The organism is Bradyrhizobium sp. ORS 375 (genome assembly GCF_000239775.1).
Taxonomy (GTDB): domain Bacteria; phylum Pseudomonadota; class Alphaproteobacteria; order Rhizobiales; family Xanthobacteraceae; genus Bradyrhizobium.
Genome location: NZ_CAFI01000301.1, coordinates 1 through 23,951, shown reverse-complemented (window position 1 = coordinate 23,951; position 23,951 = coordinate 1). Strand labels below are relative to the sequence as shown.

The following is a 23,951-nucleotide window of genomic DNA, read 5'->3' as shown; positions in this document are numbered from 1 at the left end:
TCTGATCGGATCAAGAGCCCCCGGCAGGCAACTGCCGGGGGTTTTTCTTTGCCTGAGAGGCCCGGCACCGCTGGGGATTGTCAGCGATTGTCCCCCGCTCACCTCGCTCTTACCGTCTCCCTCGACAATTTCGGGCGCCATCATCGGATCGTGCCGCTCCTTTGAGACAAGGTGCGTCACCTGACGGTTCATTCGCGTCTGCGTCGTGGCGATTCGTCTCAAAGATGCGTGAGCCGCAGCCCGCCACGTCCCGGGGAAAGCCTGGACCGCATCACCGGCGATCCGCTGATCGGCCTGACCTGGTCTGCCGCCATGATCGCGGCCGTCGTCCCCTCGGCAAAGGCCACGGCGAGGGCGCTGCGGTGGCCTGGCTTGCCGTACTTGTCGACGCCAAGGCGGCGTCCCGTTCCGAGCCCAGACCCGTTCTGCTCGATTCCTGCCACGTATTCGACGCCGAAGAGCCCCGCGCGGCGGTATCACGCACCTTTATATGCACCGTCTTGCCGGCGTTCGTCGCGCCACCGCACGGCCACAAGCGTGATCCGGCGCGTCACGAGAATGGTCCGATAAAACACAAAAAATGCCTCCGGATCGTTCCGACTGCAACGCTATGGGCGGTCAGTGTGAGACCGCTGGAGATGAGCTGGCTCGTCGGGTGGGGACAATCGCCCCTGCTTCAGGGGGGTGGTCTGACGTGAGCAATTTGGAGGTTAGTATGAAGACTGTGAGGAGCCTTGTTCTGGGCTCAGCGGCGGCTTTGCTCGCCATGAGTGGGGCTCAGGCAGCCGACCTTCCGATCAAGGCCAAAGCGGTCGAGTATGTGAGGGTCTGCTCAATGTACGGCGCGGGATTCTTCTACATCCCCGGCACAGACACCTGCATCAAGCTCGGTGGCTATCTGCGCGCCGAGGCGGCCTTCGGAACGAACACGATCTTCCAGAATGCGGTCAACGGCGTCGCTGGCGGGCGGAATCGCCTCAGCAACTACTACACGACGCGCTCGCGCGCCGACCTGAACATCGATACCCGCACGGCAACCGAGTATGGCGTCGTCCGCACCTATTTCGACGCGGTCTTCCAATGGACGTCGGGCAGCTACGCCGGAACCGGCTCCGCCACCGGCGCCACCGCCTATTCGACGGCGGGCGCACCGGGCGCGCAGGCCGATGGCAACATCGCGCAAGGCGGCATCGGCGTGTTCTATGCCTTCATCCAGTTCGCCGGCTTCACGATGGGTAAGGCCGTGTCGCAGTTCGATGCGCCCTGGGCCAACTATCCCGGCAACAATTTCGACGGCCTGACCGGCGGCGGCGGCACCATTACCGGCGTCAACCAGTTCACCTACACCGCCGATTTCGGCTCCGGCATCACGGCGGCGATCTCGGCCCAGGATGCGACGCAATACGGCCAGTCGCAGATCTGGAATACGGCGGGACAGACGGCCGCCGGCGTGCTCACCGGCGCCTACGGCACCTCGAACTTCGGCGGCAACGTTGCGCCTGACATCGTCGGCATGGTGCGCGTCGACCAGGCATGGGGCCTGTTCCAGGCGTCCTTCGCGGCGCACGACAATCACGCCGCCTTCTTCGGCGCCAACGAGACCACCGGGCATCCGGCGGACAAATGGGGCTTCGCCGGTCAGCTCGCTCTGTCGATCAAGAACATTCCGACGGGTCCGGGCGACACCATCAACCTGCAGGGCGTCTACACCAACGGCGCCAGCCGCTACAACTTCCAGAGCCTCGCTCCGATCAACTACGCGATGTATGGCGGCACCAACCTGCCTGGCGCCTTTCAGAGCCTCGGCTTTGCCGGTGTGTCTGATTCGGTGTTCGGGGCGGGCACCCAGCAGCAGCTGACGACGACCTACGGCTTCCGCGGCGCCTTCACCCACAATTGGGACCCGTTCTGGAACACGGCGGTCTACGGCTCCTGGAGTGCGGTCAGGTACAATGCCACGGCCAAGGGATTGATCTGCAACGCTCCCGGAATGGTTGCTCTCGGCATCATCGGCGCGAACTGCAACCCGGACTTCAACATCTCGACCCTGGGTGTGATCACGCGCTGGACGCCGGTCAAGAACCTGACCTTCTCGGCGGACGTCGCCTGGACCCGGCTCGACCAGAAGTTCGCGGGCGTTGCGAATGCGCCGGCGGTCGCGGCTGTCGCCAAGCCGGCCACGACGTATCAGCTGAAGGATCAGGACTCGGTGTCGCTGCTGCTTCGCGCGCAGCGCAACTGGTGATGAGAAGCGGGTAGGGAGGGGAGTGGCGAATGGCAATTGACTGACTGTCGAAGGTCAGTCTCGCTACTCGCTACTCGCTACTCGCTACTCGCTACTCGCTACTCGCTACTCGCTACTCGACGACCGCGCCGCGGCGCAGATCGGCCTCGATCTGCAGCCGCGAGCCGCCGCCGAAGCGGGCGCGATAGACCTGCAGATTTTCCATCACGCGCTGGACGTAATTTCGCGTCTCCGCGAACGGGATCAGCTCGACCCAGTCGACCGCGTCGACATTGGGATCGCGCGGGTCGCCATAGCGCTCGATCCATTTCCTCACGCTGCCCCGGCCGGCATTGTAGGCCGCGAACGTCATGATGTAGGAGCCGCGGTAGTCCTCGAGCAGGCCGCCGAGCTCGGCCGCGCCGAGCTGGGCGTTGTACACCGGATCGGTCTTCATCCGGTTCAGGTCGAAGCTGACCCCGGCGCGCTTGCAGACGTAGCGGCCCGCATCGGGCGTCACCTGCATCAGCCCATAGGCCTGCGCCGGCGACACCACCGCCTGGTTGAACGCGCTCTCCTGGCGCGCAATCGAGAAGATCACGCTCTGCTCGACCTCGGGCCCGATCGACCGGAATGCAGGAATGCCGCTCACGGGATAGGCGTAATGATCGAACGGCAGTCCGCGATTGAGCGCGGCCTTGCCGACCAGCAGCATCGCCCGCGCGTCGCCTTGCCGGCCGGCGGCCTCGGCAAGACCCAGCAGCACGTCCGGGTCGCCATTGTCGCCCATGTCGGCGAAGATCGGGATCGCGACCTCGCCCTCGTCGAGATCATACAGCAGCTGCACTGCGCGGACCACTTCGAGGCGCTCCACGCCGCGGCCGCGGCCGGCCGGCGCCGCATTGAGCCCGAGCTGCGGCAGGCCCAGCTTGGCGCGCGCCAGCTGGCCATAATAGCTCGTCGACTGCTCGGCTGCCGCCGTGTAGGCCGCGCGCGCCTCCTGCATCCGGCCCATCGCCTCCGCCGCGCGGCCCTGCCAATAGCCGGCGCGCGCCAGCGTGGTCGGGTTGACGCTGCCGACGCCGATGCGGGCGAAGTGCTGGGCCGCCGTCGCCGGATCCTTCAGGAAGCGCAGCGCGATCCAGCCGGCGGTGAACTCCTGCTCGGTCTTGTAGATGTCGCGGTTCGGCAGCGCGGCGTCGCGGGCGATCAGATAGGCGCTGCGGTACTCGCCGGTGTCGATCATCTTGCGCGCCAGCAGGCGGCGCTCGATCCACCATTCGTCGAGATTGTGCAGGCGGCCCGGATCCTTCGGCGCGCTCAGCATCAGCTGCGCCGCCTCGGCGAACTGCTCGTCGCGCCTGAGCACCTGGATGCGGCTGAAGATGTAGCCGGCGTCGCCATGCAGCTCGCGCGGGACAGCGTCAAGCAGCGCGCGGCTGTTGGAAGCCTTGCGGTAGGTCGCGATCCGCGCCTTGGCCAGCGCGACATGGCCCGAGCCGAGCCTCCGCGCCGCGCGCAGCGCCGCCTCGTGCTCGCTGCCATAGAGCAGCGTATCCATCCGCGCCTTGTGGTCGCCGCCGGAGAGCAGGGCGCCGAACTGGTCGAGGATGTTGTTCTCGGTGTCCTCGGACATCGCGTCGTTGCGCCAGGCCTCGCGCACCAGCCGCTCGGCATTGGCGCGGTCGCCGCGGTTGAGCATGACGCGCGCCAGCGCAAACCGGCCCTTGGCGGACAGCGGCGATTCGTTCTCGAACCAGGACCACACGACGGAATCGTCGCGCTTGTCGTCCCACAGCGCCGCTTCCAGCCGGCGGCGCAAGAATGTCTGCGAGGGCCAGCTCGGATTGGCGGCGATGAACGAGCGGTAGCGCTCGACGGTGGCGTTGTTGTTGTCGCTGCGCAGGATGACCCATTCCGCAAGCTTGCGTGCCACCGGATCGGAGATCGCCTGCTCGACCTGGGTGGCGTCATCAGGTTTGCGCTTGCGCACCAGCTCGATCACGTTTTCGAGCGCATCCTTGTCCGATTGCGAGGTCGAGGCCGTTGCGGCGATCGCCGCGGGGGCGATCGGCTTGCGCGACGCAGGCAAGGCCGCGTGCTGGCGCGGCGGCAGGCTGGGCGCTGCGCTGGGCGTGATATCCCGGGGGCCGCTCCGTGGCGCCTCGGCAGGACCCTTGGCGATGCTCTTGGTATCACCCTTGGTATCGGCTTTGGCCTCGGCCCGGGCGTCGACCTTGCTCCTGGATTCAGCGGTATCCCTTGCCGTTGCGGCGGGAGCCGCGCTGCGCGCGATGGGACGCGCCTTCGGCAGAGGAACCTTGTCCTTGGCGAGAGCGATATCTCCGCCAAGAGTGAGTCCCAGTGTCAGGCTTGTGGCCAGGGACACCGAGAGAGACATCGACAGGGCGGTCGATCGCAATGCGGTAGCGCGGGCAGACAAGGGCACGGCGTTCCTTTGCGGCGGGTGACTTCGATCCCTGACGATCTTGGTCTATCGAAAAGGTGAACAAATACTAAATGTACCGGGATCGGTTGCAACCTGCGCCAACACCGCGGCAAAATCACGACCGAAGGGCGGCGGTGCGGCCTTCCGGCGCGACCGGAGATCGCCACAAGCATCCTGAGGGCCTGCGGCGCAGGCTGGAACAGGCGACCGCTCCGACTGATTCGGGCGCGTCGCGTGCCTGTTGAGAAGGCAGCCGACGCCAGGGCAGGCCTTCCGCCAGATGTCCAGACCCGGTATGAAGTGCGCTTGGCTCTGGGGCAACGCGCGTTGGGAGGGAGTTTCATGGCAGCCAAGACGAATTTCCGAGGCTCTTTCACCGCCTTGGTGACTCCTTTCAAGAACGGATCGGTGGACGAGGCCGCGTTCCGCAGCCTGGTGAACTGGCAGATCGACGAGGGCACCAATGGCCTGGTGCCGGTCGGCACGACCGGCGAGAGCCCGACGCTGAGCCATGACGAGCACAAACGGGTGGTCGAGTGGTGCATCGCCGAGGCCAAGGGCAGGGTGCCCGTGGTCGCTGGCGCCGGCTCCAATTCGACCAAGGAGGCCGTCGAGCTCGCCCAGCATGCCGAGACGGCCGGCGCCGACGCGGTCCTGGTGGTGACGCCCTATTACAACAAGCCGACGCAGGAAGGCCTGTATCAGCACTTCAAGGCGATCAACGACGCGATCGGCATTCCGATCATCATCTACAACATTCCGCCGCGCTCGGTCATCGACATGTCGGTCGACACCATGAAGCGGCTGTTCGAGCTCAAGAACATCGCCGGCGTCAAGGACGCCACCGCCAGCATGGTGCGGGTGTCGCAGCAGCGCGCGGCGCTGGGCGAGGACTTCAACCAGCTGTCGGGCGAGGATGCCACAATCATCGGCTACATGGCCCATGGCGGCCATGGCTGCATCTCGGTGACGTCGAACGTGGCGCCGCGGCTGTGCGCGGAGTTCCACGCCGCCTGGCAGAAGGGCGATGTCGCCACCGCGCTCAAGATCCACGACAAGCTGATGCCGCTGCACACCAACCTGTTTATCGAGTCGAACCCGGCGCCGGTGAAATACGCGCTGTCGCTGCTCGGAAAGATTGAGGAGAAGCTGCGGCTGCCGATGGTGCCGGTCTCGGAGCCGACCCGCATTGCCGTCCGCGATGCGATGGTTCACGCGGGGCTGATCAACTGAGTCCAGCCGTTTCTTTTCACGTCTGATGGGGAGACAGACATGCTGAAGGAATTCCGTGAATTCGCCATGAAGGGCAACGTCGTCGACCTCGCGGTCGGCGTCATCATCGGCGCGGCCTTCGGCGCCATCGTCAACTCGCTGGTCGGCGACGTGATCATGCCCATCATCGGTGCGATCACCGGCGGCCTCGATTTCTCGAACTACTTCATCCCGCTTTCCAAGGCGGTCAATGCAACCAACCTGGCCGACGCGAAGAAGCAGGGCGCCGTGCTCGCCTATGGCAGCTTCCTGACGCTGACGCTGAACTTCTTCATCGTCGCCTTCGTGCTGTTCATGATCATCCGCGGCATGAACAAGCTGAAGCGCAAGCAGGAGGCGGCGCCCGCGGCCCCGGCGAAGCCCAGCGCGGAGGTCGAGCTTCTGACCGAAATCAGGGATCTCCTGAAGAAAGCCTGACGTGGCGAACAAGAACGAGCCGAAGATCACCGTCGCCGCCGAGAACCGCAAGGCGCGGTTCAATTACGCGATCGAGGACACCATCGAGGCCGGCATCGCGCTGACCGGCACCGAGGTGAAGTCGGTCCGTGGCGGCAAGTCGACCATCGCGGAATCCTATGCGGATTCCCGCGATGGCGAGATCTGGCTGATCAACGCCAACATTCCCGAATATCTGCAGGCCAATCGCTTCAATCACGAGCCGAAGCGGCCCCGCAAGCTGCTGCTGCATCGCAAGCAGATCCACAAGCTGATGGGCGCGGTCGAGCGCGAGGGCATGACGCTGATCCCGCTCAAGCTCTATTTCAACGAGCGCGGCCGCGCCAAGCTGCTGCTTGCGATCGCCAAGGGCAAGAAGCTGCACGACAAGCGCGAGAGCGAGAAGAAGCGCGATTGGGGCCGCGAGAAGGGCCGGCTGCTGCGGGCGCGCGGATAACGCGGCCTGTGCCGTTGCCGCGCTCTTCTCGGCGTCCAGGCCAGGGAAGCGAGCCGATGAACCAGAAGAACCTGTTGAACGTCGATTGGAGCCTCATTCCGGCGCCGATCGACGATGGTGCCGCTGATCATCTCGTCGGCACGACGATCCCCGCGATCAGCCTGCGCGCCACCGACGACACTCTGGTCACACTGTCGGATCTGCCGGGCCGGACGATCGTGTTCGCCTATCCGCGGACCGGCGAGCCCGGCAAGGTCTCTCTGGTCGAGGACTGGGACCTGATCCCGGGCGCGCGCGGCTGCACGCCGCAGACCTGCAGCTTCCGCGACCTGTTCGGCGAGCTCAAGGCCGCCGGCGCCGCGCATGTGTTCGGCCTGTCGACGCAGAGCAATGCCTATCAGACCGAGATGGCCTCCCGCCTGCATTTGCCATTCCCGGTGCTGTGCGACGAAAAGCTCGCGCTGACGCAGGCGCTGCGCCTGCCGACCATGGAGATCGCCGGGCTGACCCTGATCAAGCGCCTGGCCCTGATCATCGACGATGCGCGCATCAGCCACGCGTTCTATCCGGTGTTCCCGCCGGACCGGAACGCGGCCGACGTGCTGGCATGGCTGAAGGATAATCGCGTCGCCTCCCCCTGAATTCAGGCCGTTAGCGTTCGACTCTGCAACTGCGGCGTCCTCCGTCATTGCGAGCGAAGCGAAGCAATCCAGAGTCCCGTGCGCAGCCCTGGATTGCTTCGCTTCGCTCGCAATGACGAAGGCTTGAGATTTGATCGGGGCGAACTAATCCAGCTCCGCCTTCACGCGCGCGAAGACGGCGTGAAACATCTCGGTCGTGAGCACGCCGGTGTTCGTGTTGTAGCGCGAGCAGTGATAGCTGTCGTACAGCCTGATCCCGCCGGCTTGATGCACGGCGCCATGGGCGAAGGGGGCCGCTGCGGCGCGCAGGCCGAGCAGCTTCAGCAGCGTGTCGTGCGAGATGCGCCCGAGCGCGACGATGCTGCGCAGGCGCGGCATCGCCGCGATGCTGGCGCCGAGGAAGCTGCGGCACTGGTTGATTTCGGCCGGCAGCGGCTTGTTCTGCGGCGGCACGCAGCGCACGGCATTGCTGATCCGGCAGTCGATCAGGGTCAGCCCGTCGTCGGGACGGGCTTCGAACCGGCCCTTCGCGAAGCCGTATTGCAGCAGCGTGCCGTACAGCAGCTCGCCCGCGTAATCTCCGGTGAACGGCCGGCCGGTGCGGTTGGCGCCCTGCAGGCCGGGGGCGAGGCCGACGATGAGGAGGCGAGCGCCTGCATCTCCAAACGACGGCACGGGCGCATTGAACCATGACGGTTCGCGCGCCCGCTGCGTGTTGCGGAAATCGACCAGGCGCGGACAAAGCGGACAGTCGCGGTCCGGATCGGTCGGGTGTGCTGCTGAGGAACGTGAGGCCGAATCGGTCTTTGGAGCGCCGCGCGGGACCGTCTTAGTCCTCGAAATCGTCATCGGTGGACGTGGTGGTGGTGGTGGGCGCGGGCGTGCGAGCGGCAGGCGCAGTCGTGCGCTGCAGGAATTGCGGCGAATGGTGGCGCGGCTCACGCGGGGCGGGACGTTCGGACGGATCGCGACCGAGCTTCGACTGCAGCTCGACGAGATCGGTGAAGACGTCGGCCTGGCGGCGCAACTCGTCGGCGATCATCGGCGGCTGGCTCGAGATGGTCGAGATCACGGTGACGCGAACGCCGCGGCGCTGCATCGCCTCGACCAGCGAGCGGAAGTCGCCGTCGCCCGAGAACAGCACCATCTGGTCGATGTGCTCGGCGAGCTCCATGGCGTCGACCGCGAGCTCGATGTCCATGTTGCCTTTGACCTTGCGGCGGCCGCTGGCGTCGATGAACTCCTTGGTCGCCTTGGTGACGACCGTGTAGCCGTTGTAGTCGAGCCAGTCGATCAGGGGACGAATCGACGAATATTCCTGATCCTCGATGATCGCCGTGTAGTAGAACGCACGCAGCAGCGTGCCGCGGCTCTGAAATTCCTTGAGCAGGCGCTTGTAGTCGATGTCGAAGCCGAGCGTCTTGGCTGTTGCGTATAGGTTGGCGCCGTCAATGAAGAGCGCAATCTTATTCGTCGAAGATGACATTCAGTGTCTCGCGTTCAGTTAGCTTCTGTTTTTTGGCGCGATGGGGTGGGGTCGCGCATTTCATCTCAAGATACTGCCAAGGATACTGCCAAGGCGGGTGCGGTTCGTCAGGTGTGACGTTACCGCAAATGGGAGTGATCGGGGCAACAAAGGCGCACTTGTGACCGCGCAATGAAGCGTTTTCTTGTCCAAAGCCACCTTCTGCGGCTCGGGACGGCCCGTCAGCATGGATGCGGAATTCGGCACCCGTTGCCCGGTTAAAGAGACCGGCAGCCAGTTTGGTCTTGCGAAAACCGGTCAGTCTCTATAACTAGCCCAACATAATCAGCATATTAAGCACACAAAGGACCGGAGCGACAATGGCGCGCGTCACTGTGGAAGATTGTATCGATAAGGTCGACAACCGGTTCGACCTGGTCCTCCTGGCCGCGCATCGCGCGCGCATGATCTCGTCAGGTTCACAACTTACAATTGATAGAGATAATGACAAGAATCCCGTTGTGGCACTCCGGGAGATTGCGGATTCGACCATTTCTCCCGAGGATCTGAAGGAAGAACTGGTGCATTCGCTGCAGAAGTTCGTCGAGGTCGACGAGCCGGAGCCCGACACCGTGCCGCTGATCGGCTCCGCCGGTGCCAGCGTCGATGCCGACGACACCGAGGTCGCCGTCGAGCGCATGACCGAGGAAGAGCTGCTCAAGGGCCTCGAAGGTCTTGCTCCGCCGGAGGAGCAGCCGGAAGAGGACGAGTGACAATCCTTATCGCCGTCGGCGTCAGCCCGAAATAACATGTGCGAATGTGAAGGCCCGGACCTCGTCCGGGCCTTTGCATTTGGGCGTCGTTTCGTGATTACCATAGGGTGCGGCAGCGGCCCTGCCGCCCGGCGGATTCGGTCCCAAAGATAAAGGTTTAGTCATTTTCCATGGTGGTTCCGGGCCACACTCCTCAGCAGATGCAGGCGGCGGCCGAATCGGCCGCGGTGGCGCCGGTGCTGCCGGCTGAGCGGCCGCGGCCGCCAAAGCCGCGCTCGCGCATGATGCGGCAGTACGATCTCGTCGAGCGGGTCCGCTCCTACAATCCGGATACGAACGAGGATCTGCTCAACCGCGCGTATGTGTACGCGATGAAGGCGCATGGCTCGCAGACCCGCGCCTCCGGAGACCCGTATTTCACCCATCCGCTCGAGGTCGCGGCCATTTTGACCGACCTCAAGCTCGATGACGCGACCATCGTCGCGGCGCTGCTGCACGACACGATCGAGGACACCGAGGCGACCCGCGCCGAGATCGACCGCTTCTTCGGACCCGAGATCGGCGCGCTGGTCGAGGGCCTGACCAAGCTGAAGCGGCTCGAGCTGGTGTCGCGCGAGGCCAAGCAGGCCGAGAACCTGCGCAAGCTGCTGCTGGCGATTGCGGACGATGTCCGCGTGTTGCTGGTCAAGCTCGCCGATCGTCTGCACAACATGCGCACGTTGGAGTTCGTGCCGGAAGCGTCGCGCCGCCGCATCGCCGAGGAGACGCTCGACATCTATGCGCCGCTCGCCGGCCGCATGGGCATGCAGGAGATGCGCGAGGAGCTCGAGGATCTCTCGTTCCGGACGCTCGATCCGCAGGCCTATGGCGTGGTGATGCAGCGGCTCGACGCACTGGCCGATCGCAACCGCAACCTGATCGGCGAGATCGAGAGTCAGCTGGCGCGCAAGTTCCGCGACCACGGCCTGACCGCGCGGGTGTTCGGCCGCCGCAAGCGGCCGTTCTCGATCTGGACCAAGATGGAGCGCAAATCCATCGGCTTCGAGCAGCTGTCCGACATCTTCGGCTTCCGCGTCATCATGCCGGACCTGGAGTCCTGCTACCGCGCGCTCGGCATCGTGCATACGACCTGGCCGGTCGTGCCGGGGCGCTTCAAGGACTACATCTCGACGCCGAAGCAGAACGACTATCGCTCGATCCACACCACCGTGATCGGCCCCGGCAAGCAGCGCGTCGAGTTGCAGATCCGCACCGAGGACATGGATCAGATCGCCGAGCTCGGCATCGCCGCCCACGCCTTCTACAAGGACGACATCGGCTCGCCGACCGAGCTGCTCAAGCGCGAATCGAACGCATTCGCATGGCTGCGCCACACTATTGGCATTCTCTCCGAGAGCGCCAATCCGGAGGAATTCCTCGAGCATACCAAGCTCGAGCTGTTTCACGATCAGGTGTTCTGCTTCACGCCGAAGGGTAAGCTGATCGCGCTGCCGCGCCACGCAAACGTGATCGACTTCGCCTATGCCGTCCACACCGACGTCGGCAACAGCGCGGTCGGCTGCAAGATCAACGGCAAGTTCGCGGCGCTCTCGTCAGAGTTGCAGAACGGCGACGAGGTGGAAGTGCTGACCTCGGACGCGCAGTCGGCGCCGCCGTCGGCGTGGGAGACGCTGGCCATCACCGGCAAGGCACGCGCGGCGATCCGGCGTGCCACCCGCACCGCGGTGCGCGATCAATATGCCGGGCTCGGCCGGCGCATCGTCGAGCGCCTGTTCGAGCGCACCAAGCTCGAATATGCCGACGACAAGCTCAAGGGCGCGCTGCCGCGGCTGGCGCGGGCCTCGATCGAGGACGTCATGGCCGCTGTCGGCCGCGGCGAGATCAAGGCCTCCGACGTCGCCCGCGCGATGTATCCGGACTACAAGGAAGAGCGCGTCGTGCGCTATGGCGCCAAGAAGACGGCGGCGCCCGCTGCCAAGGCCGCGGCGCCGACGGCCGAGCCGGCGCGCGGGGCGTTCGCGATTCCGATCAGCGGCCTCAACTCCGGCCTGCCGGTGAAGTTTGCGCCCAATGGCGGCGCCGTGCCGGGCGACCGCATCGTCGGCATCGTCACGCCGGGCGAGGGGATCACGATCTATCCGATCCAGTCGCCGGCGCTGAAGGATTTCGAGGACGAGCCGGAGCGCTGGCTCGACGTGCGCTGGGACGTCGACGAGACCACGCCGCAGCGCTTTCCGGCGCGCATCAAGGTCGAGAACGTCAACGAGCCGGGCAGCCTGGCCCAGGTGGCGACCGTCATCGCCGAGCATGATGGCAACATCGACAATATCAGCATGAGCCGCCGCTCGCCCGACTTCACGGAGCTCACGATCGATCTCGAGGTCTACGACCTCAAGCATCTCTCGGCGATCATCAACCAGCTGCGCGCCAAGACCATCGTGGCGAGGGTCGACCGCGTGAATGGCTAATCTGCGGGTTTGGCGGCGGCGTTTCCTCCGGCAATCCGCTAGATCTGTTCATCCTACTTGAAGTCCCGGGAGCCCGCGATGTCCCATCCCCCGAAGCTGCGTCTCGGCGTCAATGTCGACCACATCGCCACCCTGCGAAACGCGCGGGGCGGCCGCACGCCGGATCCGGTGCGCGCCGCGCTGCTCGCCATCCAGGCCGGTGCCGACGGCATCACCGCGCATCTGCGCGAGGACCGGCGGCACATCCGCGACGACGACATGGCCCGCCTGAAGGCGGCGATCTCCAAGCCGCTGAACTTCGAGATGGCGGCGACCGAGGAGATGGTGGGAATCGCGCTCGCGACCCGGCCGCATGCCTGCTGCCTGGTCCCCGAGCGGCGCGAGGAGCTGACCACCGAGGGAGGGCTGGACGTGGTCGGCCAGCGCGAGTCTCTGGCGCCCGCCATCGCCCGGCTGAGCGAAGCCGGCATCCGGGTGTCGCTGTTCATCGCCGCAGACCCCGCCCAGATCGAGATGGCGGCGCGGCTGCGCGCGCCCGTCATCGAGATCCACACCGGCGGCTGGTGCGATGCGATCACCGACGGCCACCATGACAAGGCTGCGGCGGAGTGGCAGCGGATCGTGGCAGGCGCCCGGCAGGCCTATGCCGCGGGCCTCGAGGTCCATGCCGGCCACGGCCTCGACTACGCCACCGCCGAGCAGATCGCGGCGCTGCCGGAGATCGTCGAGCTCAACATCGGCTACTTCATGATGGGCGAGGCGCTGTTCGTGGGCCTGCCCGAGAGCGTGCGGACGATGCGTGCTGCGATGGATCGGGGACGCGCCCGGCTGGGGACCTCGGCATGATCATCGGCATCGGCTCGGACCTGATCGACATCCGCCGCGTCGGCGAGGTGATCGAGCGGCATGGCGAGCGCTTTCTCAATCGGATCTTCACCGCCGCCGAGCGGGCCAAGGCCGAGCGGCGGGCGAAGAACGAGAAGATGGTGATCGCCACCTATGCCAAGCGATTCGCCGCCAAGGAGGCCTGCTCCAAGGCGCTCGGCACCGGCATCCGCCAGGGTGTGTGGTGGCGCGACATGGGCGTGGTCAATCTTCCCGGGGGACGGCCGACCATGCAGCTCACGGGGGGCGCCGCCGAGCGCCTGAAGGCGCTGATCCCGGCGGGACACGAGGCCCGGATCGACCTCTCGATCACCGACGACTGGCCGCTGGCGCAGGCCTTCGTCATCATCTCGGCGGTCCCCCGGGCACCATCCTGAGCCCGCTTGGCGCTTGGCCGAAAAACAAGAATGCAATTGATTCCAGATGGTTATGTTGTTTTGATGCGGCCCTTGATTGCGCCGCCCCGCGCAGTCGTCTAAAACCCGCCGGGATCGAACCGGCAGCATCGAGGGCGGATTCTGGGTCAAACCGGAGTTGGCCTTGACCACCAGAATCAGGACAGACTCCTTCACCCCGCGGAACGGTACGTGGTTCGCGGACGGAGGGGTGTTATGCAACGGCTGGCGAATCGTCGGACCATTCGCCCAGGGACAGTGAAAGAGCATGAGCGTGACCTCCGGAACCAAGACTGAGAGCGGCCTCGGTGAAACCGTTCGGGTCGTCGTTCATGCCCTTCTGATCGCGCTGGTGATCCGCACCTTCCTGTTCCAGCCCTTCAACATCCCGTCGGGATCGATGAAGGCGACGCTGCTGGTCGGCGATTACCTGTTCGTGTCGAAATATTCCTACGGCTACAGCCATTTCTCGATTCCGCAGTCGCCCAACATCTTCTCGGGACGCATCTTCGGCTCGGAGCCGCGCCGCGGCGACATCGTGGTGTTCCGCCTGCCGAAGGACACCGAGATCGACTACATCAAGCGGGTGATCGGCTTGCCCGGCGACCGCATCCAGATGCGCGATGGCCTGCTGTACATCAACGACGTGCCCGTCCAACGCGAGCGCCTCAGCGACTTCGTCGGCGAGGATCCCTGCGGCACCGCCGATTCGATCGCGCGGGTGAAGCGCTGGAAGGAGACGCTGCCGAACGGCGTCAGCTACGAGACGCTGGATTGCTTCGACCATGGACCTTACGATAGTACGGATCCTTATATCGTGCCGCCCGGCAACTTCTTCATGATGGGCGACAACCGCGACAACTCGACCGACAGCCGTGTGCCGGCGGCGGTCGGCTATGTCCCGTTCGAAAACATTATCGGCCGCGCCCAGATGATCTTCTTCTCGATTCGAGAGAACGAGCATGCCTGGGCGTTCTGGCGCTGGCCGATGTCCATCCGTTGGGAACGTCTGTTCAAGATCGTGCGATGATCGACGACTCACACGAGATCCAGGCTACACAGGCCGCCGCGCAGGGCCCGCAAGCCGGCGCGGGCGCGCTCGAGGCCGCGCCCAAGGCCGCGGCGCGGCCGAAGCCTGAGTCGAGGATCGAGCCCAAGGTTGAACCCAAGATCGAGCCCAAGATCGAGCAGAGGGCCGACGCCCCCAAGGCGGAGGCGAAGACCGAAGCCAGGGGCGAGGCGAAAGCGACTGGTGTCGTCGAGGCGGCGGAGGGTGGATCACCGGGCGCCGAGCCTGCCGTGGAGACGGAGTCCGATGCCAAGCCGTCTGGCAAGGCCAAGGGCGGCCGCCGAGCCAAGAGCGCCGGAACCGGCGCGACGAAGAGCGCGAAGGCCGCGGAGAAGGCCGCCAACGCGGCGATCGAGGCGCGCATCGGCCACCGCTTTGCCGATCCGTCGCTGCTCAGCACGGCCTTCACGCATGTATCGGCGCTGAAATCGTCCAAGAAGCGCGGCGACAGCTATCAGCGCCTCGAATTCCTCGGCGACCACGTGCTCGGCCTGATCGTCTCGGACATGCTGTATCGCTCGTTCCCGAGTGCGGACGAGGGTGAGCTGTCGAAGCGTCTGGCCGATCTCGTGCGCAAGGAAAGCTGCGCCGACGTCGCCAAGTCGCTCGGCCTGCTCGACGACATCAAGCTCGGCGCCGTCGGAGCGGGGGCGGGCGCGCGGCTCCGTAAGTCTGTCCTGGGCGACGTCTGCGAGGCGGTGATCGGCGCGATCTTCCTCGACGGCGGCTATGCCGCGGCGTCCGGCTTCGTCGAGCGCAACTGGACCGAGCGCATGCACAAGCCGCGGCGTCCGCTGCGCGACCCGAAGACGGTGCTACAGGAGTGGGCGCAGGGCAAGGGCCTGCCGACCCCGGTGTATCGCGAGGTCGAGCGCACCGGCCCGCATCACGATCCGCAGTTCCGCGTCGCCGTCGATCTGCCAGGCCTGGAGCCGGCCGAAGGCGTGGGCGGCTCCAAGCGCGCGGCGGAAAAGGTAGCAGCATCTGTCATGATCGAACGCGAAGGCGTCAGCGGCGGCAGCAATGACAGCTGAGCAGCAGCCCGGGCCGGCGGCCGCGACCCGCTGCGGTTTCGTCGCGCTGATCGGCGCCCCGAACGTCGGCAAGTCGACCCTCGTCAATGCGCTGGTCGGCTCCAAGGTCACCATCGTGTCGCGCAAGGTGCAGACGACGCGCGCGCTGATCCGCGGCATCGTCATCGAAGGCGCCTCGCAAATCATTCTGGTCGATACGCCCGGCATCTTCTCGCCGAAGCGCAGGCTCGACCGCGCGATGGTCACGACGGCCTGGAGCGGTGCGCATGACGCCGATCTCGTCTGCGTGCTGCTCGACGCCAAGAAGGGACTCGACGACGAGGCGCAGGTGATCATCGACAAGGCGGCCTCGGTCGCACACGAGAAGATCCTGGTCGTCAACAAGGTCGACCTGGTCCCGCGCGAAAAGCTGCTGGCGCTGGTCGCGGCCGCCAACGAGAAGCTGTCCTTCGCGCGCACCTTCATGATCTCGGCGATATCAGGCGACGGCGTCGACGATCTCCGGCGCGCGCTGGCGGAGATGGTGCCGCCGGGGCCGTTCCATTACCCCGAGGACCAGATGTCGGACGCGCCGATGCGTCACCTCGCGGCCGAGATCACCCGCGAGAAGATCTATTCGCATCTGCATCAGGAGCTGCCGTACCAGTCCACGGTCGAGACCGACAGCTGGACCGAGCGCAAGGACGGCTCGATCCGGATCGAGCAGACGATCTTCGTGGAGCGGGACAGCCAGCGCAAGATCGTGCTGGGCAAGGGCGGCGCGACGATCAAGTCGATCGGTGCCCAGTCGCGCAAGGAGATCGCCGAGATCACCGGCGTGCCGGTTCACCTGTTCCTGTTCGTGAAGGTGCGTGAGAACTGGGGCGACGATCCCGACCGCTATCGGGAAATGGGGCTCGAGTTCCCCAGGGAATGATGATGAGCGTGCCGCGCAACGTGTTGTGGTTCGAAGTGCTGCTCTACATCTCGCTGATGCTGGATGCGCTGTCGGTCGCCGTATCGGACCGCACGCCGACCTTCGACATGACCGAATCCATGATCACGCAGCAGACGATCTTCAGCGGCGTCATGATCCTGCTGCTGTTCTATTTCGTCTATTTGGCGGCGCAGCGGCGCAAGAACTGGCCGCGCTGGGTGCTGCTCGGCGCGCTGGTCCTGTCCGACATCGGACTGATCCAGGTGATCGGCCAGAGGGGCATGACGCTCGACGCCGGCATCGAGGTCATCTCCTGCGCGCTGACCACGATCGGCCTGTACTACTCGTTCACCGGCGATGCGCGTGGCTGGTTCGACGCGTAGCTGTTGCGTGGTCGCGTAGGGTGGGCGAAGCGCAGCGTGCCCACCGCGACGTACGTGCTGAAGAGATGTACATTTTGAATTCAGCGCCGTCATTGCGAGCGAAGCGAAACAATCCAGGAGCCGCGGTCGAGACTCTGGATTGCTTCGCTTCGCTCGCAATGACGGTGTTTGCGGAGATGGCGCGCCCGAGCTAGGTTGTTGTTAGCTAACGCGGCGCCGGGTGACTGCAGAACGAATGAGACGGCTCACGCAATGGAATGGACCGATGACGGCATCGTGCTCGGCATCCGGCGTCACGGCGAATCCTCCGCCGTCGTCGAGTTGCTGACGCGCGAGCATGGCCGGCATCTCGGGCTCGTGCGCGGCGCCAGCGGCAAGCGCATGCGGCCGGTGCTGCAGCCCGGCAACACGGTGCGCGCGATCTGGCGGGCGCGGCTCGACGAGCATCTCGGCATGTACGCCATCGACGGGCTCACTTTGCGTGCCGCGGAGCTGATGTCCGCCTCGCACGGCGCCTATGGCGTGACTCACCTGGCGGCGTTGGCGCGGCTCTTGCCCGAACGCGATCCGCACGAGGACATGTATTTGCGGCTCGAACATGCGCTCGACGACTTCGCAGATGCCGGCGGCGCCGCGGTGCATATCGTGCGCTTCGAGCTCGCGATCCTGACCGAGCTCGGTTTCGGCCTTGATCTGGAGTCCTGTGCGGCGACCGGCGAGACCACTGACCTGATCTACGTCTCGCCGAAATCCGGCGGCGCGGTGTCGCGCGCGGCCGGCGCGCCCTGGGCCGACCGGCTGCTGCCATTGCCGCAATTCCTGCGCGAGAGCGAGGAGGATCACGGCTGGTCCGATCAGGATCTGGCCGATGGCTTCCGCCTCACCGGCCTGTTCCTGCTGCGCCACGTGCTCGAGCCGCGCGGGCAGGGCCATTCGGATGCGCGTGAAGGCTTCATCAACGCAGTCGCGCGGGCGAGGGCGCGGCTGGCGCGAGCTTGAGCGCAGAGGAGAATCATCATGGGACTGCTCGTCGACGGCCAATGGCACGACGTCTGGTACGATACAGCAGCCTCCGGCGGCCGCTTCGTGCGCAAGGACTCGGCTTTCCGCAGCTTCGTCACATCCGACGGGACGCCTGGCCCCACCGGATCCGGCGGGTTCAAGGCGGAGCCCGGCCGCTATCATCTCTATGTCAGCCTCGCCTGTCCCTGGGCGCATCGCACCCTGATCATGCGCGCGCTGAAGGGACTCGAGGGGATGATCTCGGTGTCCGTCGTGCACTGGCTGATGCGCGAGCAGGGCTGGACGTTCGCCGACGGTCCCGGCGTTGTTGCCGATGAGATCAATCACGCCGAGCTGCTGCACCAGGTCTACACCGCCGCCGATCCGCATTACTCCGGGCGCGTCACCGTGCCGGTGCTGTGGGACAAGGCGCAGCGGACCATCGTCAACAACGAGTCCTCCGAGATCATCCGGATGCTCAATTCTGCGTTCGACGGTGTCGGCGCCAGTCGCGGCGACTATTATCCGCTGCCGCTCCGCGCCGAGATCGACGCCATCAATGCCCGCGTCTACGATACGCTCAACAACGGCGTCTACAAATGCGGCTTCGCCACCACGCAAGCCGCCTACGAAGAAGCCATCGCGCCGCTGTTCGCAACGCTCGACTGGCTGGAGGAGCGGCTGGCGACGCGTCGCTTTCTGCTCGGCGACACCATGACCGAAGCCGACATCCGACTGTTCACGACCTTGATCCGCTTCGACGCGGTCTATGTCGGGCACTTCAAGTGCAACATCCGCCGCATCGCCGATTGTCCGCATCTCGCCGCCTATACGCGCGACCTCTATCAATGGCCGGGCATCGCCGCGACGGTCAATTTCGAGCATATCAAGCGGCACTATTACGAGAGCCACCGTACCATCAATCCCACCGGCATCGTCCCGGTCGGGCCGCAGCAGGATTTCACTGCGCCGCATGACCGCGCCCGCCTGGCCGGCTCCTGAGCGAGGTCCCGTGTCCGGCGATCGCGATCTCGACACGCTGCTGCGCACGATGTCGCCGGAGCTGCAGGACGGCGTCGTCGTGTTCTGCACGCTCAATGCCGGCGACGCGAAGGCCGCGATGCTGTCGCCGCTGATGCTGTTCCGGGAGTGCGAGGGCGATACCCTCATCGTCCGACGCGAGGACGCCGAGCGGGCAGGGCTGGCGTATCGCTTCGCCTCGCGCCTGATCACGCTGACGGTGCACTCCGCGCTCGACGCGGTCGGCTTCCTCGCCGCGGTGACGACGGCGCTGGCGGCCGCCGGGATCAGCGTGAATGCGGTCTCGGCGTTTCATCATGATCACCTGTTCGTACCCGAAGCGCAGGCCGAGCAGGCGATGCGGGTTCTGCAGGAGATGTCGCGCAGCGCCGCCGGACCATGATGGCGCAGCGTCAGCGGCCCGGTCAGGCTTTGCCCCTGGTCTGATTGCGTGACCGGCTGCGTGCCGGCGTGCTCGGCTTCTTGCGTGAGCTCGGCCGAGATCGAGGCGCGTTGCGTGCGGCGCGGGGCGCCGGCGGCCGGCGCGGTCCCGTCAGCATGCGTGCGGCTTGCGCGCGCACCATGTCCATCAGCATCAGCGCTGCCGGCGACAGAGTCCGGCCCTTCAGGCGCAAGATGCCGAATTGCGCCAGCAGCAGGTCGGACGCGCGAGGCTCTTTCAGCTCGGCCACATTGAGCCGGACCAGCTGACCGGAGGCCAACTCCTGCGTGACAACCGCATCTCCTGCGACGAGCACGACATCCGAGCGGACCGCCATTTCCACCAGCAGGCCCGCATTCTCGGATTCGAGGGCGACATCGAAGCCGCGTCCTCCTGGCGCGGCGATCAGGTCGTCCAGCCGCCTGCTGAAGTCCGGCGGCAGCGCGACGGAGGCGAAGTGCTGGCCGGCGAGATCGCGGACCGACAACTGCCGTCGACCCGCCAACGGATGCGTTGGCCGGCAGTAGAAATATCCGGGAAGACTTCCGAGCGGCTCGAGGTCCAGGCTTTCGTCGGTGCGGATGTCGGTGATGTGCGCCAGGAAGAAATCAAGCTTGCCTTGCTGCAGCACGTCCATGAGGGCGCGCCAATTGTCCTGCACCACCTTGATGCGCACGGACGGATGCTCCGCATACAGCCGTGCCATCGCATCCGGCAGCAGCACGAGGCCCGTGAAGGCGCCGACGCCCACCGTCACCTCGCCGGCGTCGCCGGAGCGCAGCAGCCGCATCTCGCGGCCGAGATCGTCGGCGCCCGACAGCAGCGAGCGCGCCCGCGCCACCAGCCGCTCGCCGACCGCGGTGATCTCGACCGAGCGCGAGCTGCGGTCGAACAGCCGCATCCCCGCTTCGTCCTCCAGGGTCTGCAGGCTGCGGCTCAGGGCCGACTGGGTGACATGGGCGCGCTGGGCGGCCCGGGCGAAATGCCGCTCTTCCGCGAGGTAGACCAGCTGCTGCAGCTGACGCAACGTCGGCGTGTGCATCGATGACCCCCGCTCATTGATAAAAGCATAACAATTCATTGGATTTCTTGGACGGTCAATCCCAGAATAGCCGAAACAAATCAGGGGAAATGCCGAACAGGCGGGTCTTGTCGCGCCAGGCGTCGGCATCCCCGCCGCAAGAGGCTTTCTTCATGCCCAATGGCGCACAAGCCCTGATACGCACGCTGGCCAACGCCGGTGTGCGGGTCTGCTTCACCAATCCCGGCACGTCGGAGATGCATTTCGTCGCCGCGCTGGATTCCGCGTCCGAGATGCGCGCCGTGCTGTGCCTGTTCGAGGGCGTGGCGACGGGAGCCGCGGACGGTTACGCGCGCATGACCGGCTCGCCGGCGGCGACGCTGCTGCACCTCGGCTGCGGGCTCGGCAACGGTCTTGCCAACCTGCACAACGCCCGCAAGGGCAAGGTGCCTGTCGTCAACATCGTCGGCGACCATGCCACTCATCACGTCCAGTATGACGCGCAGCTGCAGTCGGACATCGAGACCGTCGCGCGCAACGTCTCGCCCGGTTTCGTCTGGACCTCGCAGGTGACCTCCGAGCTCTGCCGCGATGCGGTCGCGGCCGTGAAGGCCGCGTGCTCCTGGCCCGGCCAGGTGGCGACCCTGATCCTGCCGGCCGACGTGTCCTGGGGCGAGGGCGGCGTGCCCGAGCCCGCGCCGGTGATCGAGCCGCCGCCGCTGGCCGACGAGGCCGCCGTGCGGGCGGTCGCTGCAGCGATCAAGGCGGGCGGCCGCAGCGCCATCCTGCTGGGAGGCACCGCGCTGCAGGAGGAGGCGCTGCTCGCGGCTGCGCGGATCGCTGCGAATTACGGCGTCAAGGTCTTCGCCGAGACGTTCCCGACCCGCATGGAGCGCGGCGCCGGCCTGCCGAGCGTCGAGCGCATTGCCTACCTCGCCGAGATGGCGCAGATCCAGCTCAAGGAGATCGACACGCTGATCCTGGTCGATGCGAAGGCGCCGGTGTCGTTCTTCGCTTATCCCGGCAAGAAAAGCTATCTTCCGCACGAGGGCTGCAAGGTGCTGACGCTGTCGACGCCCTCCGAGGACGCGGCCGGCAGCCTTGGCAAGCTGGTCAAGGTGCTCGAAGCCGAGCAAGCCACGCCTGAGCTGGCGCCCCCGTGGCAGCCCGGACGTCCGCGCGGCAAGAAGCTCACCGCCGAAAAGGTCTGCAAGGCCGTCGGCCATCTGCTGCCGGAGAACGCGATCATCGTCGACGAGGCGATCAGCTCCGGCCTGATGCTGTCGAAGTTCACCGCCGGCGCACCGCGTCACGACCTGATCACCTTGACCGGCGGCGCCATCGGCCAGGGGCTGCCGAACGCGATCGGTGCCGCCATCGCCTGTCCCGACCGGCCGGTGATCGCGCTGATCGGCGACGGCAGCTCGATGTACACGATCCAGTCGCTGTGGACGATCGCGCGCGAGCGGCTCAACGTGACCGCCGTGATCTTCAACAACGCCTCCTACTCGGTGCTCAATGTCGAGCTGGAGCGGGTCGGCGCCGAGAAGATCGGGCCCAAGGCGCGGGCGCAGCTCGACCTGCATGGACCGGTGCTGAAGTTCGCGCAGATCGCCGACGGCATGGGCGTGCGCGCCACCCGCGTCACCACGCCGGACGAGTTCACCTGCGCTCTGAAGGGCGCGCTGGAGCGGCCGGGACCGCATCTGATCGAGGCGATGGTGCCGCCGGCGCTGACCGGGCTCAAGCTGAAGCTGCTGCCGCATCTGCTTGGATCGCTCGACCGGGTGCCGCTGCCGGTGGCGCGCATGCTCAAGCGCAAGATCGCGCCGTGACATGAGCGTGCCGCTGCAGTCAGATGTGGTCATCGCCGGCGGCGGCCTCGCCGGCATCGTCACCGCGCTGGAAGCGCTGCGCGCCGGCAAGTCGGTCACGATCGTCGATCGCGATACGCCGGAGCGCTTTGGCGGGCTGGCGCTGTGGGCGTTCGGCGGCATGGCGCTGGTCGGAACGCCCTTGCAGGCGCGCATGAAGATCCCGGACACGCCGGAGATCGCGCTGCGTGACTGGATCAGGTTCGGCGAGCTCGACGCAAGCGAGCACTGGCCGCTTCGATGGGCGCGCTACTACGTCGAGCACTCGCGCGCCGAGGTCTACGACTGGCTGCTGTCGCATGGCGTGACCTTCATGCCGGCGGTGAACTGGGTTGAGCGCGGCCTGCAGGGCGACGGCAATGCGCTGCCACGCTATCATATCGTCTGGGGCACCTCGCAGCGGCTCACGCGCGTGATGATAGAGGCGATGCGCGCGGCCGGCAGCGGCGGGCGGCTCACCGTGCTGCATCGTCACCGCGTCGTCAGCCTCGATCCTGCTGGAGGCGCGGTATCGGGCGTGGTTGCGGTGAACGAAGAGACCGGGGCAGAGACCCGCATCGCCGCGTCGCTCACGGTGCTCGCGATGGGTGGCATCAATGGCGGCCACGCGGAGGCGCGGGCGAACTGGTCGAAGGGACGGCCGCTGCCCGCGACCATGCTCAACGGCGCGCATCCGTTCGCGGACGGCAAGCTGCATCATCACACAGCGCAGACGCTCGGTGCCGAGATCACCCATGCCGGCGAGATGTGGAACTACGCCGCGGGCATCCCGCATCCGTTCCCGCGTTTCGAGGGCCACGGCCTGTCGCTGGTGCCGTGCAAATCGGCGCTGTGGCTCAACCATCGCGGCGAGCGCATCGGCCCCCAGCCGCTCGTCACCGGCTTCGACACCCATGATCTCTGCCAGCGCGTCGCGGCGCAGCAGAAGCCGTATACCTGGCATCTGTTGAACTGGCGCATCGCCGCGAAGGAGTTCGCGATCTCAGGCGCCGAGCACAATCCGCGCATCCGCGACCGGCAGATGCCGATGTTCCTCAAGGAGACGCTGCTCGGCAACCACCGCCTGGTCCGGCAGATGCAGCGCGACAGCCGGCACTTCCTGGTGGATGAGACGCTCACCGGCCTCGCGGCGAAGATGAATGCGCTGACCGGCACGGACGACGTCAAGCCCGAGGTGCTGCAGGCCACCGCCGACGCCTTCGACGCCAACTTCAAGAATGGCGACAAGCTCTTCAACGACGATCAGCTGCGCCGCATCCTGCACGCACGGCAGTGGGGGCCGGACAAGCTCCGCACCTGCAAGCCCGCGCCGCTGCAGATGAGCGGGGCAGGGCCGTACATCGCCATCCATATGCAGCTCATCACCCGCAAGAGCCTCGGCGGCCTCAAGACCGATCTGCACAGCCGGGTGCTCGATGCGGCGGGCGTTCCCATCAGCGGCCTCTACGCCGTCGGCGAAGCCGCCGGCTTCGGCGGCGGCGGCGCCTCCGGCAAGCGCTCGCTGGAGGGCACCTTCCTGCCGGGCTGCATTCTGACCGCGCGCGCGGCGGTACGGGCCATGTGAGGAGCACGGCGACGCCGGGCGATGTTCCGCAACACAGGCGCGTCGCTTGTGAGCGGCTTGATCTCTCCACACGTCATTCCGGGGCGCCCGCAGGGCGAGCCCGGAATCCATACCCACAGGCCGTCGTTGCTTGGGCGAGATGGCCGTGGGCGTCGATCTCGG

General features: G+C 66.2%; 23 protein-coding genes. 18 read left to right on the top strand and 5 right to left on the bottom strand.

Features of this window, described 5'->3' with window-relative positions; translation table 11 throughout:
* The coding region (locus BRAO375_RS38400) for a hypothetical protein (RefSeq protein WP_210161272.1) at positions 1 to 192 on the bottom strand (192 nt) is incomplete at its 3' end.
* Positions 193 to 715: 523 nt separating this feature from the next.
* Between BRAO375_RS38400 and BRAO375_RS22405 the strand changes: the two genes are divergently transcribed.
* Positions 716 to 2,245, top strand: a complete 1,530-nt coding sequence (locus BRAO375_RS22405; protein WP_009029724.1) for a porin — start codon at positions 716 to 718, stop codon at positions 2,243 to 2,245.
* A 112-nt stretch (positions 2,246 to 2,357) separates the two neighbouring features.
* Here BRAO375_RS22405 and BRAO375_RS22400 read toward each other — a convergent pair whose 3' ends face one another.
* The gene (locus BRAO375_RS22400) at positions 2,358 to 4,625 is read right to left on the bottom strand and encodes a lytic transglycosylase domain-containing protein (protein ID WP_052536121.1); all 2,268 of its coding nucleotides are present in this window, start codon (positions 4,623 to 4,625) and stop codon (positions 2,358 to 2,360) included.
* A 390-nt stretch (positions 4,626 to 5,015) separates the two neighbouring features.
* On the opposite strand from BRAO375_RS22400, the gene dapA reads away from it, so the two are divergent.
* The 4 genes from dapA to BRAO375_RS22380 are packed head-to-tail and all read left to right on the top strand — an operon-like array spanning position 5,016 to position 7,478.
* Positions 5,016 to 5,906 (top strand): 4-hydroxy-tetrahydrodipicolinate synthase, encoded by an 891-nt coding sequence (gene dapA, locus BRAO375_RS22395; RefSeq protein ID WP_009029722.1) that lies wholly within the window; start codon positions 5,016 to 5,018, stop codon positions 5,904 to 5,906.
* A 39-nt stretch (positions 5,907 to 5,945) separates the two neighbouring features.
* A complete protein-coding gene (gene mscL, locus BRAO375_RS22390; protein WP_009029721.1) occupies positions 5,946 to 6,362 on the top strand; it encodes a large conductance mechanosensitive channel protein MscL in 417 nt (138 codons plus the stop codon).
* A 1-nt stretch (position 6,363) separates the two neighbouring features.
* Positions 6,364 to 6,837, top strand: a complete 474-nt coding sequence (smpB, locus tag BRAO375_RS22385) for an SsrA-binding protein SmpB (RefSeq protein ID WP_009029720.1) — start codon at positions 6,364 to 6,366, stop codon at positions 6,835 to 6,837.
* A 56-nt stretch (positions 6,838 to 6,893) separates the two neighbouring features.
* The gene (locus BRAO375_RS22380; protein WP_009029719.1) at positions 6,894 to 7,478 is read left to right on the top strand and encodes a peroxiredoxin; all 585 of its coding nucleotides are present in this window, start codon (positions 6,894 to 6,896) and stop codon (positions 7,476 to 7,478) included.
* Between the two features lie 144 nt (positions 7,479 to 7,622).
* Here the strand turns inward: BRAO375_RS22380 and BRAO375_RS22375 are convergent, their stop codons facing one another.
* Together BRAO375_RS22375 and BRAO375_RS22370 are read right to left on the bottom strand one after the other, a co-directional pair.
* Complete coding sequence (locus BRAO375_RS22375; RefSeq protein ID WP_035641649.1) at positions 7,623 to 8,327, bottom strand: uracil-DNA glycosylase; 705 nt, start codon at positions 8,325 to 8,327, stop codon at positions 7,623 to 7,625.
* Complete coding sequence (locus BRAO375_RS22370; RefSeq protein WP_009029717.1) at positions 8,308 to 8,964, bottom strand: LabA-like NYN domain-containing protein; 657 nt, start codon at positions 8,962 to 8,964, stop codon at positions 8,308 to 8,310. The genes BRAO375_RS22375 and BRAO375_RS22370 overlap by 20 nt, the downstream gene beginning before the upstream one ends.
* Positions 8,965 to 9,323: 359 nt before the next feature.
* Between BRAO375_RS22370 and rpoZ the strand changes: the two genes are divergently transcribed.
* The 11 genes from rpoZ (at position 9,324) to BRAO375_RS22315 (ending at position 19,291) form a co-directional block, all read left to right on the top strand.
* Positions 9,324 to 9,716, top strand: coding sequence for a DNA-directed RNA polymerase subunit omega (gene rpoZ, locus BRAO375_RS22365; protein ID WP_006612728.1), 393 nt, complete (start codon positions 9,324 to 9,326; stop codon positions 9,714 to 9,716).
* Between the two features lie 170 nt (positions 9,717 to 9,886).
* Positions 9,887 to 12,184, top strand: a complete 2,298-nt coding sequence (locus tag BRAO375_RS22360; protein WP_009029716.1) for a RelA/SpoT family protein — start codon at positions 9,887 to 9,889, stop codon at positions 12,182 to 12,184.
* 78 nt (positions 12,185 to 12,262) lie between these two features.
* On the top strand, positions 12,263 to 13,030 hold the full coding sequence (locus BRAO375_RS22355) for a pyridoxine 5'-phosphate synthase (protein WP_009029715.1): 768 nt from the start codon (positions 12,263 to 12,265) through the stop codon (positions 13,028 to 13,030).
* On the top strand, positions 13,027 to 13,446 hold the full coding sequence (gene acpS / locus BRAO375_RS22350) for a holo-ACP synthase (protein ID WP_009029714.1): 420 nt from the start codon (positions 13,027 to 13,029) through the stop codon (positions 13,444 to 13,446). The genes BRAO375_RS22355 and acpS overlap by 4 nt, the downstream gene beginning before the upstream one ends.
* 286 nt (positions 13,447 to 13,732) lie before the next feature.
* The gene (gene lepB / locus BRAO375_RS22345) at positions 13,733 to 14,494 is read left to right on the top strand and encodes a signal peptidase I (protein ID WP_009029713.1); all 762 of its coding nucleotides are present in this window, start codon (positions 13,733 to 13,735) and stop codon (positions 14,492 to 14,494) included.
* Complete coding sequence (rnc, locus tag BRAO375_RS22340; protein ID WP_009029712.1) at positions 14,491 to 15,567, top strand: ribonuclease III; 1,077 nt, start codon at positions 14,491 to 14,493, stop codon at positions 15,565 to 15,567. Before lepB ends, rnc begins: the two co-directional genes overlap by 4 nt.
* Positions 15,557 to 16,483 (top strand): GTPase Era, encoded by a 927-nt coding sequence (gene era / locus BRAO375_RS22335; RefSeq protein WP_009029711.1) that lies wholly within the window; start codon positions 15,557 to 15,559, stop codon positions 16,481 to 16,483. The genes rnc and era overlap by 11 nt, the downstream gene beginning before the upstream one ends.
* Before the next feature lie 2 nt (positions 16,484 to 16,485).
* A complete protein-coding gene (locus tag BRAO375_RS22330; protein WP_009029710.1) occupies positions 16,486 to 16,866 on the top strand; it encodes a hypothetical protein in 381 nt (126 codons plus the stop codon).
* 252 nt (positions 16,867 to 17,118) lie between these two features.
* A complete protein-coding gene (gene recO / locus BRAO375_RS22325) occupies positions 17,119 to 17,865 on the top strand; it encodes a DNA repair protein RecO (RefSeq protein ID WP_009029709.1) in 747 nt (248 codons plus the stop codon).
* Positions 17,866 to 17,883: 18 nt separating this feature from the next.
* A complete protein-coding gene (locus tag BRAO375_RS22320; RefSeq protein WP_009029708.1) occupies positions 17,884 to 18,870 on the top strand; it encodes a glutathione S-transferase family protein in 987 nt (328 codons plus the stop codon).
* A 10-nt stretch (positions 18,871 to 18,880) separates the two neighbouring features.
* Positions 18,881 to 19,291, top strand: a complete 411-nt coding sequence (locus BRAO375_RS22315; protein WP_009029707.1) for an ACT domain-containing protein — start codon at positions 18,881 to 18,883, stop codon at positions 19,289 to 19,291.
* Positions 19,292 to 19,313: 22 nt separating this feature from the next.
* On the opposite strand, the gene BRAO375_RS22310 is transcribed toward BRAO375_RS22315, so the two are convergent.
* Positions 19,314 to 20,372, bottom strand: a complete 1,059-nt coding sequence (locus BRAO375_RS22310; RefSeq protein ID WP_009029706.1) for a LysR family transcriptional regulator — start codon at positions 20,370 to 20,372, stop codon at positions 19,314 to 19,316.
* A 152-nt stretch (positions 20,373 to 20,524) separates the two neighbouring features.
* Here BRAO375_RS22310 and BRAO375_RS22305 point away from each other — a divergent pair, with 152 nt between their 5' ends.
* Both BRAO375_RS22305 and BRAO375_RS22300 read left to right on the top strand, forming a co-directional pair.
* The gene (locus BRAO375_RS22305) at positions 20,525 to 22,186 is read left to right on the top strand and encodes an acetolactate synthase large subunit (protein ID WP_009029705.1); all 1,662 of its coding nucleotides are present in this window, start codon (positions 20,525 to 20,527) and stop codon (positions 22,184 to 22,186) included.
* 1 nt (position 22,187) lies between these two features.
* On the top strand, positions 22,188 to 23,789 hold the full coding sequence (locus BRAO375_RS22300; RefSeq protein ID WP_009029704.1) for an FAD-binding protein: 1,602 nt from the start codon (positions 22,188 to 22,190) through the stop codon (positions 23,787 to 23,789).
* Positions 23,790 to 23,951: the final 162 nt, after the last annotated feature.

What these genes read in the sequence shown, in the direction of transcription:
- era (WP_009029711.1), top strand. Translation starts at nt 15,557, where the DNA reads ATGACAGCTGAGCAGCAGCCCGGGCCGGCGGCCGCGACCCGCTGCGGT.
- BRAO375_RS22400 (WP_052536121.1), bottom strand. Translation starts at nt 4,625, where the DNA reads ATGTCTCTCTCGGTGTCCCTGGCCACAAGCCTGACACTGGGACTCACT.
- acpS (WP_009029714.1), top strand. Translation starts at nt 13,027, where the DNA reads ATGATCATCGGCATCGGCTCGGACCTGATCGACATCCGCCGCGTCGGC.
- BRAO375_RS22375 (WP_035641649.1), bottom strand. Translation starts at nt 8,327, where the DNA reads ATGACGATTTCGAGGACTAAGACGGTCCCGCGCGGCGCTCCAAAGACC.
- BRAO375_RS22360 (WP_009029716.1), top strand. Translation starts at nt 9,887, where the DNA reads ATGGTGGTTCCGGGCCACACTCCTCAGCAGATGCAGGCGGCGGCCGAA.
- rpoZ (WP_006612728.1), top strand. Translation starts at nt 9,324, where the DNA reads ATGGCGCGCGTCACTGTGGAAGATTGTATCGATAAGGTCGACAACCGG.
- BRAO375_RS22380 (WP_009029719.1), top strand. Translation starts at nt 6,894, where the DNA reads ATGAACCAGAAGAACCTGTTGAACGTCGATTGGAGCCTCATTCCGGCG.
- dapA (WP_009029722.1), top strand. Translation starts at nt 5,016, where the DNA reads ATGGCAGCCAAGACGAATTTCCGAGGCTCTTTCACCGCCTTGGTGACT.
- lepB (WP_009029713.1), top strand. Translation starts at nt 13,733, where the DNA reads ATGAGCGTGACCTCCGGAACCAAGACTGAGAGCGGCCTCGGTGAAACC.
- BRAO375_RS22330 (WP_009029710.1), top strand. Translation starts at nt 16,486, where the DNA reads ATGAGCGTGCCGCGCAACGTGTTGTGGTTCGAAGTGCTGCTCTACATC.
- BRAO375_RS22300 (WP_009029704.1), top strand. Translation starts at nt 22,188, where the DNA reads ATGAGCGTGCCGCTGCAGTCAGATGTGGTCATCGCCGGCGGCGGCCTC.
- BRAO375_RS22320 (WP_009029708.1), top strand. Translation starts at nt 17,884, where the DNA reads ATGGGACTGCTCGTCGACGGCCAATGGCACGACGTCTGGTACGATACA.
- BRAO375_RS22310 (WP_009029706.1), bottom strand. Translation starts at nt 20,372, where the DNA reads ATGCACACGCCGACGTTGCGTCAGCTGCAGCAGCTGGTCTACCTCGCG.
- recO (WP_009029709.1), top strand. Translation starts at nt 17,119, where the DNA reads ATGGAATGGACCGATGACGGCATCGTGCTCGGCATCCGGCGTCACGGC.
- BRAO375_RS22370 (WP_009029717.1), bottom strand. Translation starts at nt 8,964, where the DNA reads ATGTCATCTTCGACGAATAAGATTGCGCTCTTCATTGACGGCGCCAAC.
- BRAO375_RS22355 (WP_009029715.1), top strand. Translation starts at nt 12,263, where the DNA reads ATGTCCCATCCCCCGAAGCTGCGTCTCGGCGTCAATGTCGACCACATC.
- BRAO375_RS22405 (WP_009029724.1), top strand. Translation starts at nt 716, where the DNA reads ATGAAGACTGTGAGGAGCCTTGTTCTGGGCTCAGCGGCGGCTTTGCTC.
- BRAO375_RS22305 (WP_009029705.1), top strand. Translation starts at nt 20,525, where the DNA reads ATGCCCAATGGCGCACAAGCCCTGATACGCACGCTGGCCAACGCCGGT.
- mscL (WP_009029721.1), top strand. Translation starts at nt 5,946, where the DNA reads ATGCTGAAGGAATTCCGTGAATTCGCCATGAAGGGCAACGTCGTCGAC.
- rnc (WP_009029712.1), top strand. Translation starts at nt 14,491, where the DNA reads ATGATCGACGACTCACACGAGATCCAGGCTACACAGGCCGCCGCGCAG.